Consider the following 16,975-nt stretch of genomic DNA (forward strand, 5'->3'; position numbering starts at 1 on the left):
CTGTGTTACGACTATTATGGCGATACGCCAAAGGAGGCTGAATGACTTGGAAAACAACAACAAGCATGACCGGTTAATTCGTGGTACAGCAATGAATGGAAAGGTAAGAGCCTTTGCTATCCAGACTACGGAACTGGTTGAGGAACTACGCAGAAGACACGATACGTTTCCCACGGCTACAGCTGCCATGGGGCGTACGGTTACAACAGCAGCCATTATGGGTGCAATGCTTAAAGGTGAAGAGAAGTTAACGGTACAAGTCAACGGTGATGGGCCCATTGGACAGATTGTAGCTGATGCCAATGCGAAAGGCGAAGTACGAGGATATGTTTCTAATCCGCATGTACATTTGCCAAGCAATAGTGTGGGGAAACTGGACGTTGCAGGCGCGGTTGGAACGGAAGGTTTCATCAACATAACGAAGGATTTGGGACTGAAAGAACCATATCGTGGCAGTGTGCCTATTATTTCAGGAGAACTGGGCGAAGACTTCACGTACTACTTTGCGCAATCGGAGCAAACACCTTCTGCTGTAGGCGTTGGTGTGCTCGTTGATACGGATAATTCCGTTATTGTCTCAGGTGGATTCATTATGCAGCTGTTGCCGGGATTGACAGATCCAGAGATCACGGCGATCGAAAACGCCATTAGTACGTTGCCGCCAGTGACGACGTTGCTGGAGCAGGGACTTGAATTGGAAGAGTTGCTTCGCCGATTGTTGCCAGATGTACAAGTGATGGAAGGATTGGATATTCATTTTAGCTGTGAGTGTTCACGTGAGCGGGTAGAGAAGACATTAATCAGCCTGGGCCAAACGGAGATGGAGCAATTAATTGAAGAAGAGGGCCAGGCTGAAGTGGTCTGCCAATTCTGTAATGAAGCCTATGACTTTAACAAAGAACAACTTGAGACCATCCTAGAGCAAGCCAAGAACTGATCTATGCGGGGACGGGATGCGGAATGACAAGACAGGAAAAAGGGTTGTGGACGGCTGTAATTGTCTTGACGCTAGGTATGCTGGTCATGGGTAGTGTGATGGCTATGCATGGTCTCAGACAGGGCAAAGACGAGGCAGATGCATCCCATGATGCTAATACGGAAGAAGGAAGCACCGTAGCGACGATCAACGGAGAAGTTATCACGGACAAAGAGTGGACCGATGCGCTGAAACGACGTTACGGCAGTGAGTTATTACTCCAGATGTTAAACCGTAAAGCAGTATATGCCGAAGCAATCGAACGCAAGCTGATCGTCACTCCCCAAGAGATTGCAAGAGAACTTGCCGCCGCGATGGATGGGTATGATTCAGAGAAATCATATTTTGACGAAATGAAGTCTCAATTGGGTCTGTCGAAACAGGAACTTGAGTTGGAAGCCGGCTACAGGCTGCTGCTTGAGAAAATCGCAACGATCGGCATACAGATCAAGGATGCAGATATTGAGCATTACTGGACTGAACACCGTGAGGATTACGTTTCCCCCGAGAAATATGACTTGTCCATCATCGTAGTGAAGGAAGAAGATGAAGCCAATTCCTTACTGGATGCGTTGGAGAAGGGGGAGGACTTTGAAGAAGCTGCTCGCAAGCAATCGACAGACAGCTTCTCTCGTGATGCTGGTGGGAGGCTGGGATGGATTGAGCAGAATGATCCATTCCAGTCAGAAGAAATCCTTCAACTTGCTGCCGGGCTGGATGTAGGCGATATTGCTGGTCCAGTTCAAGTGGAAGAAGAAGGCTATGTTATTATCAGACTTAATGATAAAGAAGAACGCCAGGTGCAATCGGCCGAAGAAGTCCGTGAGGAGATTCGAATGGAACTGGCTCTGAGTCAGGCTGATCCGTTGCCGCAGGTAGAGCAAATGCTGCGTAACAAGTATGAAGCCGTAATCCTGTCCGAGATTCCTGCCTCCTGAATTCAAAGATTGTATCGTACTGCTGCATCTTGATAAAAATACTCTGTCTGCGGTCTTAGGGCCAAAGGCAGAGTATTTTTTTTGAGTACTCATATTGACAATAAGGGTTAACGTTGATAAGATGAAAATAATAAATACCTACTCGTTTACTCGGATATAAAAGATTTATTTATGAACAAAGAAACTTTCGGAAACCTCCGCCCTGCTAGAAATCTTGGCAGTAAGGGATAGGATCAACAGGATTTCCGCAGTTCTTCTATAACAGCTAGAGGCTACCGGCCGCACAGTATAGGTTAACAGGACTCAAGTTTTATTCATCCACTAAGGAGGGCATTCATATGGCTAAAGTAGTTAATAACGTAACAGAACTCATCGGAGGTACTCCGCTTGTTCGTCTGAACCGTATCGTACCTGAAGGCAGTGCTGAAGTATTCGTGAAGCTGGAGTACCAGAATCCAGGTTCAAGCGTGAAAGACCGTATCGCAATTAGCATTGTGGAAGAAGCGGAAAAAGAAGGCAAGCTAAAACCAGGTGATACCATTATTGAAGCAACAAGTGGTAACACGGGAATTGGACTCGCGATGGTGGCTGCAGCCAAAGGCTACAAGTCCGTTATTGTAATGCCTGAGACGATGAGCTTGGAGCGTCGCAACTTGCTTCGTGCGTATGGTGCTGAGCTTGTGCTTACACCTGGAGCTGAAGGCATGAATGGTGCTGTTAAAAAAGCCGAAGAACTGCTGAAAGAAAACCCTTCCTATTTCATGGCTGAGCAATTTAAAAATAAAGCCAACGTGAAGATCCACCGTGAAACGACTGGCCCTGAGATTGTTGAAGCAATTCAATCTGTAGGCGGTACGTTGGATGCTTTCGTTGCAGGAATCGGTACAGGTGGAACAATTACAGGTGTAGGGGAAGTGCTGAAAGAAGCTTTCTCTGGTATTAAAATTGTTGCAGTTGAGCCAGCAGCTTCGCCAATTCTGGCGGGCGGCAAACCAGGACCACATAAGATCCAGGGGATTGGCGCCAACTTTATCCCTGAGATTCTGGATCAGGAAATCTATGATGAGATCATTCACATTGAGAATGATGATGCATTCGAGACGGCTCGTCAGGTAGCGAAGGAAGAGGGCATTCTGTCCGGTATTTCTTCCGGTGCGGCGATCCGTGCAGGTCTTCAGGTTGCGAAACAGTTGGGTGAAGGCAAGCGCGTTGTCGTAATCGTGCCAAGTAACGGCGAACGTTACCTCAGCACACCTCTTTACAACTTCGAAGGCTAAGTCTACAAATGACAAAACCAATCCTCCTTGCCCGTATGACGGGTATGGAGGATTTTTGGCGTAATGCTTTTAAAAGGAGCGGCGCTTTAGTATACTATCAGACAATAGAACTAGCGACAGATGGAGGGCGGCACACCGCAATGACACACCTGATGACAACATACGCCGACTGGATGGAGTGGGCTGAACAAGGCTGGACCATGATGCCCTATATCACAAAGTCGGATGAGGGACCGTATCATGGCGGTTTACCGTTATCGTGGGAGGCAGCCTGGGAGCAGGCGTCACCATACGCAATTGTGCTGGAGAATGGCAAAGGCGGGAGATATACATTTCTGGGGTTAGACCCCGTATCCGTAATTTCAGGTAAAGGTCAAGAAGCGGTTATTCATGATGTGACGCAAGGGACCACCTCGATGGACAGCGGCAAGCCGCTTGATGTATTGAAGAGATGGACTGTCCCGTATAGCGCACCCAAGGTTAATGGGGCTCCAGACTTTGGGGGTGGATACGCGGGTTATCTCAGCTACGATGTAGCAAGGTCATTGGAGAAGCTTCCAGTCTTGGCTGAAGATAACCCGGCTCTGCCGGATTATTGGTGGATGCGCTTTGAAGAAATATGGGCGTATGACCATGAGCAGCAGGCGCTTTTCTGCATGGTTCATCTGGCTATAGAGCCTAACCGGAACGAAACGGATATCCGTAGCCTATATTCAGCGGCAGAAGCACGAGCGACAGCGATGCAGAAACGTTGGCTTCATATTATGGGGGCTGCACAGGCTGAGGAACAACAACAGGCACTGGAACGCCGCAACAAGCAGGTCAATCGTACCCCGCAGCCTGAAGATGCGGAAAGGGAATCGGAAGGATGGGAAACCTCCTTTCCCCAGGAGGACTTTGAACAAGCTGTGCGTACGGTACAGGAATATATCAGGCAGGGCGATGTGTTCCAGGTGAATCTTTCCTTAAGACAGGAAAAGCGTCTTCATTCGAGCGCTGAGCATATTTATGAATGGCTGCGCCTTGTGAATCCATCACCATATATGGGTATGCTGCGTAGTCCAGACTTTCAACTGGTAAGTGGTTCTCCCGAACTTCTGGTCAAAGTGAAGAATGGAAAAGTCAGTGCACGTCCCATCGCAGGGACCCGAAGAAGGGGCCGGGATGAAGCAGAGGACAAAGCTATGGCGGATGAACTGCTCAGCAGTGAGAAGGAACGGGCGGAGCATATTATGCTCGTTGATCTGGAACGGAATGATATCGGACGGATTGCAGCCTACGGTTCGGTTCATGTGCCTGAATTGATGACCATCGAGAAGTATTCCCATGTCATGCATCTCGTTTCCCAGGTGGAAGGCAGGCTGGCAGAAGGGTTATCCGTATTTGATGTGATCGCTGCGACATTCCCGGGTGGAACGATTACAGGAGCCCCGAAAGTCCGCACCATGGAGATTATCGAGGAACTTGAGCCTGTGCGTCGTGGGCCTTATACGGGTTCCATCGGGTGGATGGATTACAGTGGGAATATGGAATTGAACATCGTCATTCGTACACTTGCCATTAAGGACGGTATTGGTTATGTGCAGGCCGGGGCAGGGATTGTTATTGATTCCGATCCATATCGGGAATACAAGGAATGCCGCAACAAGGCAAGAGCCATGATGAGAGCTGTGAATTACAGCGAAGAGGCGGAAGCAAGCAGAGCTATTGAACAAGAACAAGCGGAGCGAACAGAAGCTGTTATTCAAAAATAAAACGAAGCAACCGTCACTTTCATTGACGGAAGATGAGGAGGAGCAGGCATATGATATTGGTTATCGATAATTACGATTCTTTCACGTATAACCTGGTTCAATATCTGGGTGAACTGGGCGAGACGGTGGAAGTTCGCCGCAACGACGAGATTGATCTGGCAGGCATAGAGGCACTGGCACCTGATCATATTCTGATCTCTCCGGGCCCGTGTACACCGAATGAAGCGGGCATTAGTCTGGCAGTCATCGATCATTTCAAGGGAAGCATTCCGATCTTTGGTGTGTGCTTGGGGCATCAGTCCATTGGACAAGCGTTTGGTGGCAATGTCATTCGTGCGGAGCGCATGATGCACGGCAAAACATCCGAGATGCACCACAATGGAACATCGGTATTTGCCGGATTGCCATCTCCATTCACAGCTACCCGTTACCACTCCCTGATTGTGGAGCGCAGCAGCTTGCCTGACTGCCTGGAGATTACAGCGGAGACAGCTGAAGGTGAAATTATGGGTCTGCGTCACAAAGAATATGCGATTGAAGGGGTTCAATTCCACCCGGAATCCATTATTACAGACCATGGTCATCAGATGCTTCGTAACTTTTTGTCCCAACAAGTGAAGGTTTAACATGCAATATGCCGCGATAAACGGAGAGCTGGTCAATATGGCGGCGGCCGTGGTTCCTGTAACGGATCACGGCTTTTTGTACGGACTTGGACTGTTTGAGACGTTCCGGACGTATCGAGGTGTCCCATATCTTTTGGAACGGCATCTGGAGCGCATGGCCTCGGGGTGTAAGGAACTTGGCATTCCTTTTACAACGACCGCAGCAGAGGTGACTGATTGGATTCAACGTTTGATGGATGCGAACGGACTTCGGGATGCGTATGTGCGTTATACGGTATCAGCCGGTGAAGCACCGCTAGGCTTGCCTTCTGGTGATTATTCAAAGCCAAATCATATTTTACTGGCAAAAGCATTACCTGAACCTTCTCCTTCTTTATATGAGAGTGGAAAAATGATTCAACGGTTGTCTACACCTCGCAACACGCCCGAAGGAGAAGTTCGGTTCAAGTCGCTACATTACATGAACAGTATTCTGGCGAAACGGGAGCTTAATGGATACGGGCAGCATGTGCAGGGTGCAGAAGGGCTACAATTAACCCGGGATGGTCATATAGCGGAAGGGATCGTCAGCAATGTGTTTTGGGTACGGGAAAATGTTCTCTACACGCCAGCACTCTCAACCGGCATTCTGCCGGGTATCACGAGAGCTGTGGTAATGGAGATTGCCTCGCAGCAAGGAATCCCCTGCATAGAAACGTTAGCTTCCTGGGAGGATTTCCTGCAAGCAGATGAAATATTTCTAACCGGCTCGGTGGCCGAACTGGTTCCGGTTACAACTCTGCGGGATCAGGACGGAGCCGAAACGATAATTAGCAACGGACATATTGGCCCGGTTACAGCAGTCCTTCTGGGTATGTACCGGCAGAAAGCGGGGTATACTTCATGACACTTACACCTGTCATTTATGAACGGAACTATGTATGGGGGCCAGCTGAATTGAAGCTGGGTACAAGAACACAGATTATGGGCATTCTTAACGTCACGCCTGACTCATTCTCGGATGGTGGACGTTATACCAACGTGGAGCGGGCGGTTGCTCATGCCAAACAGATGATGGAGGACGGTGCGGACCTGATTGATATCGGCGGGGAGTCCACCCGGCCAGGTTCAGATATTGTGGGCGCCGATGAAGAGCTTAGCCGGATTATTCCGGTTATTGAAGCATTGCATCAGCAAGCCCCGGACATTCCGATATCGGTAGATACGTATAAAGCCGATGTTGCACGTCAGGCTATTCTGGCAGGTGCCCATATCATTAATGATGTGTGGGGTGCCAAGGCAGATGCAGATATGGCCCGCACGGCAGCAGAGCTGGGGTGTCCCATCATTCTGATGCATAATCGGCAGGAGCGAAACTATACCGATTATCTGGGTGATGTCGTCAGTGATTTGCAGGAGAGTATACAAATTGCGTTAACAGCCGGCGTGAAAGCAGATCAAATTATCCTGGACCCGGGCATTGGTTTTGTGAAGGATCTCGGAGAAAATCTGAAGCTCATGTCATCGCTCGGTTTGCTCAATGAAATGGGGTATCCCGTTCTGCTAGCCACCTCACGCAAAAGATTCATCCAGAACACTCTGGATGTCGGGGCGGATGATGCGTTGGAAGGAACGGCTGCGACCGTTGCATTTGGCATTGCCCAAGGGTGCCAGATGGTTCGGGTTCATGATGTGAAGCCGATTCGGCGGACGGCAGACATGTGTGATGCCATGTTGTATGCTTCTCCGGGTATACGGAGGAAATAATGCTGGCGGGTCCCTGGTGGCCCGTCCAGTGGAAGCGCAGCGTTTTTCAAAGGCGAAGCCAAGGGATAACTTCAAATAGATTAAAATTTCAATATATATAGAGGGTAGGCGGATCGTATGGATAGAATGGTATTGCATCGTATGGAGTATTACGGATATCATGGTGTTTTTGCAGAAGAACGGAAGCTTGGGCAGCGGTACTATATTGATCTGGAGATTGATATGGACCTGGGTGAGGCCGGACGAAACGATGATCTGACCAAAACGATTAATTATGCGGAGATCCATGAGCTGGTAAAACAGATTGTAGAGAATAAGTCATTCCAGTTAATTGAAGCTTTGGGCGAACATATTGCATCTTCTTTACTAGACACTTATACTATTATCAATGCATTGACAGTCAAGGTGACGAAGCCACATCCGCCATTCGATATTCATTTTGAGGGCGTAACGGTAGAGCTTCGCCGCACAAGAAAGTGAGAACCGATCATGATTGCACATTCGACCTCTGAATCTTCAGAGGCTTATATTGCTTTAGGGGCCAATTTGGGTGACCGGGAACAGACGCTGTTTGAAGCATTGTCTTTGCTGGATGAACACCCTCATATATCCGTTCTGCGTTGTTCTGCACTATATGAGACGGAGCCTGTAGGATATGTAGATCAGCCTGCATTTCTGAATATGGCAGTCGCCGTACAGGCGATGCTGACACCTGAGCAGTTGCTCACGGAATTATTGGATATCGAGAATCGGCTTGGCCGTGTTCGTGATATTCGCTGGGGACCGCGCACCGTTGATCTGGATCTGCTCTGGATGCAAGGTGAGACGCGAGATACCGAATTGCTTCAATTGCCTCATCCTCGTATGGGAGAACGGGCTTTTGTGCTGGTCCCACTGTCGGATATCGTACCGGAGGGCGAGATTTCAGGTTTGTATACCTTTGTACACTCATCGTTGTCTGTACTGGATGGAAAGGATGGAATACAGCTTTGGAAAACATGCAATTGGCCAACCGAATCCGGGCATTCCGGAAGCTGAAAGGTTTAACACAACATGAACTTGCGGCCGAGACCGGCATCTCGCTGGCCATTCTGGGAACCATTGAACGGGGAAACCGTAAGGTATCACAGCAAGAGCTCGATCGAATTGCTGGTGTGCTGGCAATCAGTATCGCGGAGTTGCGGGGCAACTAGGACCGTTTCGGTTTCGTCATGTTACAACAACCAAGACACTGATCGAATTTTATATCGTGATATATACAGAATTAAAAAAGGAGTGGAACGACTACCGTGCTTAACATTGGTGGCATTGAAATGAAAAACCAGGTCGTACTTGCGCCGATGGCTGGCGTATGTAATCCGGCTTTTCGTTTGATCGCAAAAGAATTCGGAACAGGCCTCGTATGCGCGGAGATGGTGAGTGGCAAAGCCATTGTCCATGGCAACCAGCGTACGCGTGAGATGTTGTTTGTAGATGAGCGTGAGAAACCGCTGAGCCTTCAGATTTTTGGGGGAGATCGTGATTCCCTTGTAGAAGCAGCCAAAATCGTGGACAAAGAAACCAATGCAGACATCATCGATATTAACATGGGATGCCCTGTGCCAAAGGTAACGAAATGTGATGCAGGTGCACGTTGGTTGCTTGATCCGAACAAAATCTATGAGATGGTATCCGCTGTCGTGGACGCGGTGGAGAAGCCGGTGACCGTCAAGATGCGTATCGGCTGGGATAACGAGCATATCTTCGCGGTGGAGAATGCACTCGCGGTTGAACGAGCTGGTGGACAGGCGGTAAGTGTACACGGCCGTACGCGTGAGCAACTCTATACAGGCACAGCTGACTGGTCACACATCAAAGATGTAAAAGAAGCTGTTTCTATCCCAGTGATCGGCAATGGTGATGTCCATACACCAGAGGATGCACGCCGTATGCTGGATGAAACGGGTTGTGACGGAGTTATGATCGGTCGTGCCGCCCTGGGTAACCCATGGATGCTGTATCGTACCATTCAATACTTAAGCACGGGGGAATTGCTTCCTGACCCGAATGGCGAAGAGAAGATCCGTGTTGCCATCCTGCATATGGATCGCCTGATCGCATTGAAGAATGAGACAGTTGCCGTACGCGAGATGCGTAAACATCTGGCTTGGTATTTGAAAGGCCTGAAAGGATCTGCCCGCATCAAGGATGTTATTATGGAAGGAACCAAGCGGGACGAGATGGTACAGATTCTGGAGAACTTTGTGAGTCAGCTGAAAAGCGAAGGTAATTTGGAGTCAGAACCGGTAATCGCCGGAAATGCATCTTAATTATAAACGCATCTGTAAAACGTTTACACCTATAGGGGACGTAACATTGACTTTTCGAGATCGTTCCCCTATAATTTCTCAGTATAAATTCGCCATGTGCGTTAATAAGGATATAGCATCAGGAGGAATATTCTATTCCTCTGGAGAACTTCATATAGTTTTGAAGATGTATGCGAGCGGAGCTCTGTAACAAGCACTGATTCCGTTGCCGTACAATCAAATTTATTCCCATGACAGGAGAATCGGTTGAGATGAGCGACAAGGAAGTTATCCTTACACCAGAAGGACTCAAGAAGCTGGAAGAAGAATTGGAAACATTGAAATCAGTGAAGCGCCGCGAAGTGGCTGAACGGATTAAGGTAGCCATCGGGTATGGAGATATCAGTGAAAACTCTGAATACGAAGACGCGAAGAATGAGCAAGCTTTCATTGAAGGACGTGTAATCACGTTGGAGAAATTGCTTCGTAACGCGCGGATTATTAACAGCGACGAGATCGATACCGATGCCGTAAGCGTGGGTGCAACCGTCACTGTAGAAGATCTGGAGTTTGGCGACATCACGGAATATACGATTGTAGGTACTGCGGAGGCAGACCCGCTTCAGAACAAGATATCGAACGAGAGCCCTGTAGGTAAAGCGATTCTCGGCAAGAAAAAAGGTACAGTTGTTGATGTAAGTGTGCCTGCTGGCGTAATTCAATATAAAATTATGGACATTAAAAAGCTATAGCAACGAAGCAGTTGGGCGCGGTAAACAAAAGCTTCCTTAGGGAAGCTTTTTCAACATTAGAGGAAAAACGTCCTCTCGCGATGCCTGCAATGTAAATAAGGAGATGAATACAGATCATGACGGATGAAGTCTTGAATCAGGAAACCGAACTTAGCGAGCTTTTACAAATTCGCCGTGACAAATTGGACGAGCTCCGCAAATTGGGAATCGACCCTTTTGGCCAAAAATACGTACGTACCGAAGAAGCCGGCTCCATTCTGAAGAAGTATGAAGAACTGACCAAGGAAGAGCTGGAAGAGAAGCACATCGAAGTCAGTATTGCCGGACGGATTATGGCGAAGCGGGGAATGGGTAAAGCAAGCTTCGCACATATTCAGGACCTGAGCGGCAGAATCCAGATCTATGTTCGTCAGGATAGCGTGCCTGAAGACAAGTATGCGGCATTTAGCCTGCTGGACCTTGGCGATATCGTTGGAATAACAGGTGTGATCTTTAAGACCAAAACAGGTGAAACTTCTGTCAAAGTGAAAGATCTTGAAGTGCTGTCCAAATCGCTCTATCCGCTTCCGGATAAATTCCATGGTCTCACTGACGTAGAGCTGCGTTACCGCCAGCGTTATGTTGACCTGATTATGAGCCCGGACGTACAACAGACCTTTATCGCACGTTCCAAAATCATTCAATCGATGCGTCGTTACCTGGATTCCCTTGGATATCTGGAAGTGGAAACACCTACGTTGCATACGATCGCAGGAGGAGCGGCAGCACGTCCGTTCATCACACATCACAATGCGCTGGATATGGAACTGTACATGCGGATTGCGATTGAACTTCACCTGAAACGTCTGATTGTTGGCGGGCTGGAGAAGGTATATGAGATCGGCCGTGTATATCGGAATGAAGGTATGTCCACACGTCACAATCCGGAGTTCACCATGATTGAATTGTATGAGGCATATGCCGACTACAAGGATATTATGCAATTGACGGAGAACCTGGTTGCTCATATTGCACAGGAAGTACTGGGTACGCAAGTGATCCAGTATGGAGATTATGAAGTAGATCTTACGCCACAGTGGCGCCGTGTTACGATGGTGGATGCAGTTAAGGAAGTTGTAGGCGTAGACTTCTCCGTACACATGACGGATGAGGAAGCACACAACTTGGCGAAGGAACATAAGGTTCCGGTTGAAAAACATATGACATTTGGTCATATTCTGAACGCGTTCTTTGAAGAATTTGTAGAAGAGACGTTGATTCAACCGACATTCATTATGGGACATCCTCTTGAAATCTCACCACTAGCGAAGAAAAATGATGTAGATCCGCGTTTCACGGATCGCTTCGAATTGTTCATCGTTGGACGCGAGCATGCCAATGCCTTCACAGAGCTGAATGATCCAATCGATCAGCGTCAGCGCTTTGAAGCACAGATGCTGGAGAAAGAACATGGGAACGACGAAGCTCATGAGATGGATGACGACTTCATCCGTGCGCTCGAATATGGTATGCCACCAACAGGCGGATTGGGAATCGGGGTTGATCGTCTGATCATGCTGCTTACCAACTCCCCGTCGATTCGTGACGTACTGCTCTTCCCGCACATGCGTCCTCGTACGCAAGATTAAATAAGGAACGTAGGATACGTTCATAATAGAAGAGGAACCTGCCGTTCAGTATCATGCTGGGGCAAGTTCCTCTTTAGGTTTACATAGACGCTAAAAATAAAGTTTGTCAGAAGGCCCTTGCTCACAGCACATCATTAGGGTAACACCGCGTCTTGAAATTGTTAGATTAACCTGTTCGTATTTTTGTTAAAAGAGGTGCCCTTCATGAAGTTCAGGCTTCACTTTGCCAAATTCTTATCTCCTCCGTTAATTCTGGTCGGTGGTTTTCTGCTTATCATTGCGATTGGAACGGTGCTTCTCATGTTGCCAATCTCCAACCAAAGCGGTATGCATTTGGCGTTTATTGACGCGCTCTTTACATCAACCTCTGCCGCATGTGTAACTGGACTTGTCGTTGTGGATGTAGGGACGACCTTTAATTTGTTTGGTCAGATCGTCATTATGGTACTGATGCAGCTTGGTGGACTCGGATTCATGACCATGGCTACCCTCTTTGCGCTTGTATTGGGCAAGCGAATCTCACTCAAGGACAGGTTATTACTCAAAGAAGCCATTAATGCAGACAGTATGGAAGGGATAGTACGCATTATCCGCAAGGTGTTGATTTTCTCCTTTACCATTGAAGGGGTGGCTGCTGTCATACTTGCGCTGCGCTGGGCAACGGAGATGCCATTGGGTCAGGCCGTATACTATGGAATATTTCATTCCGTTTCATTGTTTAATAATGGCGGCTTTGATTTGTTCGGCAACAGCTTTCAATACTACACCGGAGACTGGATATTCAATGTGACTGCTTCTGTGCTCGTTGTCTCTGGTGGACTGGGTTTTGTTGTATTAAATGATCTGTTCGAGTATCGCAAACGCCGCCGTTTGTCTCTTCAGTCCAAACTGGTGCTGTCTGTATCCGGAGCGCTGATCGGTATAGGAGCGATTGTGTTGTTTGTTTTCGAATTCACCAATGGACATACACTGGCTTCACTTACATGGAGCGAGAAGATCTATGCGTCCTTCTTCCAGTCTGTCTCTACACGTTCGTCGGGAACGAGCACAATCGATATCACGGAGATGAGGCAGGCTACCCAATTCTTCTTCATTCTGCTGATGTTTATCGGGGCTTCCCCAGGATCGACCGGGGGCGGAATCAAGACAACTACATTCCTGATCATGATTGGTGCAGTGTATGCCATGATTCGAGGAAATAAGGATATTGTGTTTTTCCGCCAGCGTGTTCCGAAAGAACTGCTGATGAGGGCGTTGACCATTATTATGGTTTCTCTGATCATATTCATGATCGTGGTGATGCTTCTGCTTACGACAGAGGATGCGCCATTCCTTTCACTGATGTTTGAAGCTGCATCCGCAATCGGTACCGTGGGTCTTTCTGTGGGAGTGACTGATGAGTTGACCAATTGGGGAAAAATTATAATTACCTTTACCATGTTTGTAGGTCGGATCGGGCCATTAACCATCGCGTATGCTCTTCGTCCGCGTAAAGAGAAGAAACTGTATCGTCATCCGGAGGGCCGGATCATTATCGGATAAAAAGAAAAACCGTCAGACATTCAGAACTAACTCCTGTTATCGTAACGGGCCTTAGTCACAACGAATGTGCTGCGGTTTTTTTTGGTTTAACGACACAAGGAAGCAAGATGCAAAGTGAGAACATCGTCCATGAGCTTGGCATTCATCTGATCCGGTCTAAGCACGGTGTGTATGCCTAAGCCATCTACCAGTGCATACAATCTCTCGATCTCCAGTTCTTTGTCCAGATCGGGTCTGGAGAGGTCGAGCTTTATCAGGTAGGTGATAACAGAGCCTACAGCTTGTCTGAGTTCATCATATACGGTATTAGCAAGTTCTTTGAGTGTAGGATCGGTTTTCGATCTGGCTGTAAAAGCGTACCACACCTCCATTTCGGCCAGTTTTTCTTCCGTGTTTGGTAAGAATTCAAGCAATAGGCATTTCATATTGTCCATGGGAGAGCCAGTAAAGGACATTTTTTGGACTCGATGAGACACCCGTTCAGATACCAAATTCATGGCATATCGTAGTAGTTCCGATTGAGTAGAAAAGTAGTGACGCATCGAACCGACCGAAACTCCAGCTTCTTCAGCAATATTCCGAACAGAGGCCTGTTCCATGCCATCTCTTCGTATGATACGCCAAGCTGCCTCGGCCACGAGCACGCGCTGTTTATCGTGATCAACAAGTTTAGGCATAGGCATATTATATCACTGTTGATTATTATAGTACACACGTGCTAAATTAAATTTAATACATTTGTATCAAAAAAGGAGAGGCTGAAATGATTGGTTATTTCATTATAGGTTGTGAGATTGCCTTTTGGGTGTTTGTGTTCGCAGGTCTGAGTGTCAGGTATCTCCTTGGCATGAAGCGAATAGGCATCGGTTTGTTAATGGCGACGCCGGTTATCGATCTGTTATTGCTGGTAGCTACAGTTATGGATCTACAGCGAGGAGCTACAGCAAGTATGATTCATGGTATAGCTGCGGTGTATATAGGAGTAAGCATTGCCTATGGTCACCAGATGATCGCTTGGGCGGATCGATATTTCCTATATTGGTTCAAAGGTGGAGAAAACCCTCGTAGTAACAAGTTATATGGTAGAGAACATGCGAGTCGTGAGCGTAGTGGATGGTTTAGACATCTATTGGCTTGGGCTATAGGAAGTGCTTTTTTATTGGCCATGATATGGTGGATTGGAGATGCTGAACGTACAGCTGTCTTCAATAATCTGATCAGAGTGTGGGGAATGATACTCGGTATCGATTTTCTGATAAGTTTTAGTTATAGTTTATGGCCAAGAAAGGTTCCTGCTAGGAATGTTAAACGTTAAAGTAAAAATGGACGTGTGTATGAACTTGCTAAGTTGGGAGAATACCCATATGTACGTCCGTATTAGGTCAAACCGATTGTTAATATAGTTTTAAAAAAAGACTTGCATTCAATATCTGTACATGGTATATTCTAATTCCGGCCAAGAAAACACGGTTTACACGGTGCGGCAAGCAAATGAAATAAGCTTCGAAAGAAACTTAAAAAAAGAGCTTGCAAAGTTGGTTCGGATGTGATAAGATATAAAAGTTGCTGAAGAGAACAACATTCGGTAACAAAATAAGTTTGATCTTTGAAAACTGAACAACGAGTGAGTAAACATTCTGCTTGCAGAATGAACGCGAAAGTTTGAGACAAGCCTTGGCTTGGATCGACTGGAGCACAAATGAGATTTTTAATCTCGTCAGATTCAAAATGAGCTTATCGCTCTTTTCAATACTTTATTGGAGAGTTTGATCCTGGCTCAGGACGAACGCTGGCGGCATGCCTAATACATGCAAGTCGAGCGGACTTGAAGAGAAGCTTGCTTCTCTGATGGTTAGCGGCGGACGGGTGAGTAACACGTAGGCAACCTGCCCTCAAGTTTGGGACAACTACCGGAAACGGTAGCTAATACCGAATAATTGTTTTCTTCGCCTGAAGAGAACTGGAAAGACGGAGCAATCTGTCACTTGGGGATGGGCCTGCGGCGCATTAGCTAGTTGGTGAGGTAACGGCTCACCAAGGCGACGATGCGTAGCCGACCTGAGAGGGTGATCGGCCACACTGGGACTGAGACACGGCCCAGACTCCTACGGGAGGCAGCAGTAGGGAATCTTCCGCAATGGGCGAAAGCCTGACGGAGCAATGCCGCGTGAGTGATGAAGGTTTTCGGATCGTAAAGCTCTGTTGCCAGGGAAGAACGCTTGGGAGAGTAACTGCTCTCAAGGTGACGGTACCTGAGAAGAAAGCCCCGGCTAACTACGTGCCAGCAGCCGCGGTAATACGTAGGGGGCAAGCGTTGTCCGGAATTATTGGGCGTAAAGCGCGCGCAGGCGGTCATTTAAGTCTGGTGTTTAATCCCGGGGCTCAACCCCGGATCGCACTGGAAACTGGGTGACTTGAGTGCAGAAGAGGAGAGTGGAATTCCACGTGTAGCGGTGAAATGCGTAGATATGTGGAGGAACACCAGTGGCGAAGGCGACTCTCTGGGCTGTAACTGACGCTGAGGCGCGAAAGCGTGGGGAGCAAACAGGATTAGATACCCTGGTAGTCCACGCCGTAAACGATGAGTGCTAGGTGTTAGGGGTTTCGATACCCTTGGTGCCGAAGTTAACACATTAAGCACTCCGCCTGGGGAGTACGGTCGCAAGACTGAAACTCAAAGGAATTGACGGGGACCCGCACAAGCAGTGGAGTATGTGGTTTAATTCGAAGCAACGCGAAGAACCTTACCAGGTCTTGACATCTGAATGACCGGTGCAGAGATGTACCTTTTCTTCGGAACATTCAAGACAGGTGGTGCATGGTTGTCGTCAGCTCGTGTCGTGAGATGTTGGGTTAAGTCCCGCAACGAGCGCAACCCTTATATTTAGTTGCCAGCATTTCGGATGGGCACTCTAGATAGACTGCCGGTGACAAACCGGAGGAAGGTGGGGATGACGTCAAATCATCATGCCCCTTATGACCTGGGCTACACACGTACTACAATGGCCGGTACAACGGGCTGCGAAATCGCGAGATGGAGCCAATCCCAACAAAGCCGGTCTCAGTTCGGATTGCAGGCTGCAACTCGCCTGCATGAAGTCGGAATTGCTAGTAATCGCGGATCAGCATGCCGCGGTGAATACGTTCCCGGGTCTTGTACACACCGCCCGTCACACCACGAGAGTTTATAACACCCGAAGTCGGTGGGGTAACCGCAAGGAGCCAGCCGCCGAAGGTGGGATAGATGATTGGGGTGAAGTCGTAACAAGGTAGCCGTATCGGAAGGTGCGGCTGGATCACCTCCTTTCTATGGAGAATCGTTTCCTGCAACGGAAACATTCAAATATGCAGCTTAGCTGCAAAACACTCACTCGTTGCTCAGTTTTGAGAGCTCAAACTCTCAAACAGCTTGCTTTTGCATGGAGCTTGTTCTTTGAAAACTAGATAT

The 16,975-nt window shown here is 47.9% G+C and carries 16 protein-coding genes and 1 rRNA gene; 16 read left to right on the plus strand and 1 reads right to left on the minus strand.

What is annotated here, in order from left to right:
* Positions 1 to 16 precede the first annotated feature (16 nt).
* The 14 genes from hslO (at position 17) to MHI55_RS00400 (ending at position 13,527) form a co-directional block, all read left to right on the plus strand.
* Positions 17 to 937, plus strand: a complete 921-nt coding sequence (gene hslO, locus MHI55_RS00335; RefSeq protein WP_047844508.1) for an Hsp33 family molecular chaperone HslO — start codon at positions 17 to 19, stop codon at positions 935 to 937.
* Between the two features lie 23 nt (positions 938 to 960).
* Entirely contained in the window at positions 961 to 1,914 is a 954-nt protein-coding gene (locus MHI55_RS00340) for a peptidyl-prolyl cis-trans isomerase (protein ID WP_340388276.1), read from the plus strand.
* 338 nt (positions 1,915 to 2,252) lie between these two features.
* Positions 2,253 to 3,191 (plus strand): cysteine synthase A, encoded by a 939-nt coding sequence (gene cysK / locus MHI55_RS00345; protein WP_036606108.1) that lies wholly within the window; start codon positions 2,253 to 2,255, stop codon positions 3,189 to 3,191.
* 140 nt (positions 3,192 to 3,331) lie between these two features.
* Positions 3,332 to 4,945 carry an anthranilate synthase component I family protein gene (locus MHI55_RS00350; RefSeq protein ID WP_340388278.1) on the plus strand — a complete coding sequence of 538 codons (1,614 nt, stop codon included), beginning with the start codon at positions 3,332 to 3,334 and terminating at the stop codon, positions 4,943 to 4,945.
* A gap of 50 nt (positions 4,946 to 4,995) precedes the next feature.
* Positions 4,996 to 5,571 (plus strand): aminodeoxychorismate/anthranilate synthase component II, encoded by a 576-nt coding sequence (gene pabA, locus MHI55_RS00355; protein WP_036606106.1) that lies wholly within the window; start codon positions 4,996 to 4,998, stop codon positions 5,569 to 5,571.
* Position 5,572: 1 nt separating this feature from the next.
* On the plus strand, positions 5,573 to 6,457 hold the full coding sequence (locus tag MHI55_RS00360) for an aminotransferase class IV (RefSeq protein WP_340388281.1): 885 nt from the start codon (positions 5,573 to 5,575) through the stop codon (positions 6,455 to 6,457).
* Positions 6,454 to 7,317 carry a dihydropteroate synthase gene (gene folP, locus MHI55_RS00365; protein ID WP_340388283.1) on the plus strand — a complete coding sequence of 288 codons (864 nt, stop codon included), beginning with the start codon at positions 6,454 to 6,456 and terminating at the stop codon, positions 7,315 to 7,317. Before MHI55_RS00360 ends, folP begins: the two co-directional genes overlap by 4 nt.
* 117 nt (positions 7,318 to 7,434) lie before the next feature.
* A complete protein-coding gene (gene folB, locus MHI55_RS00370) occupies positions 7,435 to 7,797 on the plus strand; it encodes a dihydroneopterin aldolase (protein WP_036606103.1) in 363 nt (120 codons plus the stop codon).
* 9 nt (positions 7,798 to 7,806) lie between these two features.
* The gene (gene folK, locus MHI55_RS00375; RefSeq protein ID WP_036606102.1) at positions 7,807 to 8,355 is read left to right on the plus strand and encodes a 2-amino-4-hydroxy-6-hydroxymethyldihydropteridine diphosphokinase; all 549 of its coding nucleotides are present in this window, start codon (positions 7,807 to 7,809) and stop codon (positions 8,353 to 8,355) included.
* Positions 8,307 to 8,510, plus strand: a complete 204-nt coding sequence (locus tag MHI55_RS00380) for a helix-turn-helix transcriptional regulator (RefSeq protein WP_036606101.1) — start codon at positions 8,307 to 8,309, stop codon at positions 8,508 to 8,510. Before folK ends, MHI55_RS00380 begins: the two co-directional genes overlap by 49 nt.
* A gap of 96 nt (positions 8,511 to 8,606) precedes the next feature.
* The gene (dusB, locus tag MHI55_RS00385; RefSeq protein WP_036606100.1) at positions 8,607 to 9,626 is read left to right on the plus strand and encodes a tRNA dihydrouridine synthase DusB; all 1,020 of its coding nucleotides are present in this window, start codon (positions 8,607 to 8,609) and stop codon (positions 9,624 to 9,626) included.
* A 251-nt stretch (positions 9,627 to 9,877) separates the two neighbouring features.
* On the plus strand, positions 9,878 to 10,357 hold the full coding sequence (greA, locus tag MHI55_RS00390) for a transcription elongation factor GreA (protein ID WP_036606099.1): 480 nt from the start codon (positions 9,878 to 9,880) through the stop codon (positions 10,355 to 10,357).
* Positions 10,358 to 10,473: 116 nt separating this feature from the next.
* A complete protein-coding gene (lysS, locus tag MHI55_RS00395) occupies positions 10,474 to 11,985 on the plus strand; it encodes a lysine--tRNA ligase (protein WP_076329924.1) in 1,512 nt (503 codons plus the stop codon).
* 204 nt (positions 11,986 to 12,189) lie between these two features.
* Positions 12,190 to 13,527, plus strand: a complete 1,338-nt coding sequence (locus tag MHI55_RS00400; RefSeq protein WP_036606097.1) for a TrkH family potassium uptake protein — start codon at positions 12,190 to 12,192, stop codon at positions 13,525 to 13,527.
* A gap of 86 nt (positions 13,528 to 13,613) precedes the next feature.
* Here MHI55_RS00400 and MHI55_RS00405 read toward each other — a convergent pair whose 3' ends face one another.
* Positions 13,614 to 14,204, minus strand: coding sequence for a TetR/AcrR family transcriptional regulator (locus MHI55_RS00405; protein WP_340018854.1), 591 nt, complete (start codon positions 14,202 to 14,204; stop codon positions 13,614 to 13,616).
* 86 nt (positions 14,205 to 14,290) lie between these two features.
* Between MHI55_RS00405 and MHI55_RS00410 the strand changes: the two genes are divergently transcribed.
* Together MHI55_RS00410 and MHI55_RS00415 are read left to right on the plus strand one after the other, a co-directional pair.
* Entirely contained in the window at positions 14,291 to 14,842 is a 552-nt protein-coding gene (locus tag MHI55_RS00410; RefSeq protein WP_036606096.1) for a hypothetical protein, read from the plus strand.
* Between the two features lie 439 nt (positions 14,843 to 15,281).
* A 16S ribosomal RNA gene (locus MHI55_RS00415) occupies positions 15,282 to 16,834 on the plus strand.
* The last annotated feature ends 141 nt before the right edge of the window (positions 16,835 to 16,975 follow it).

The sequence above is a fragment of the Paenibacillus sp. FSL E2-0151 genome, from assembly GCF_037993015.1.
Lineage (GTDB): Bacteria > Bacillota > Bacilli > Paenibacillales > Paenibacillaceae > Paenibacillus > Paenibacillus amylolyticus.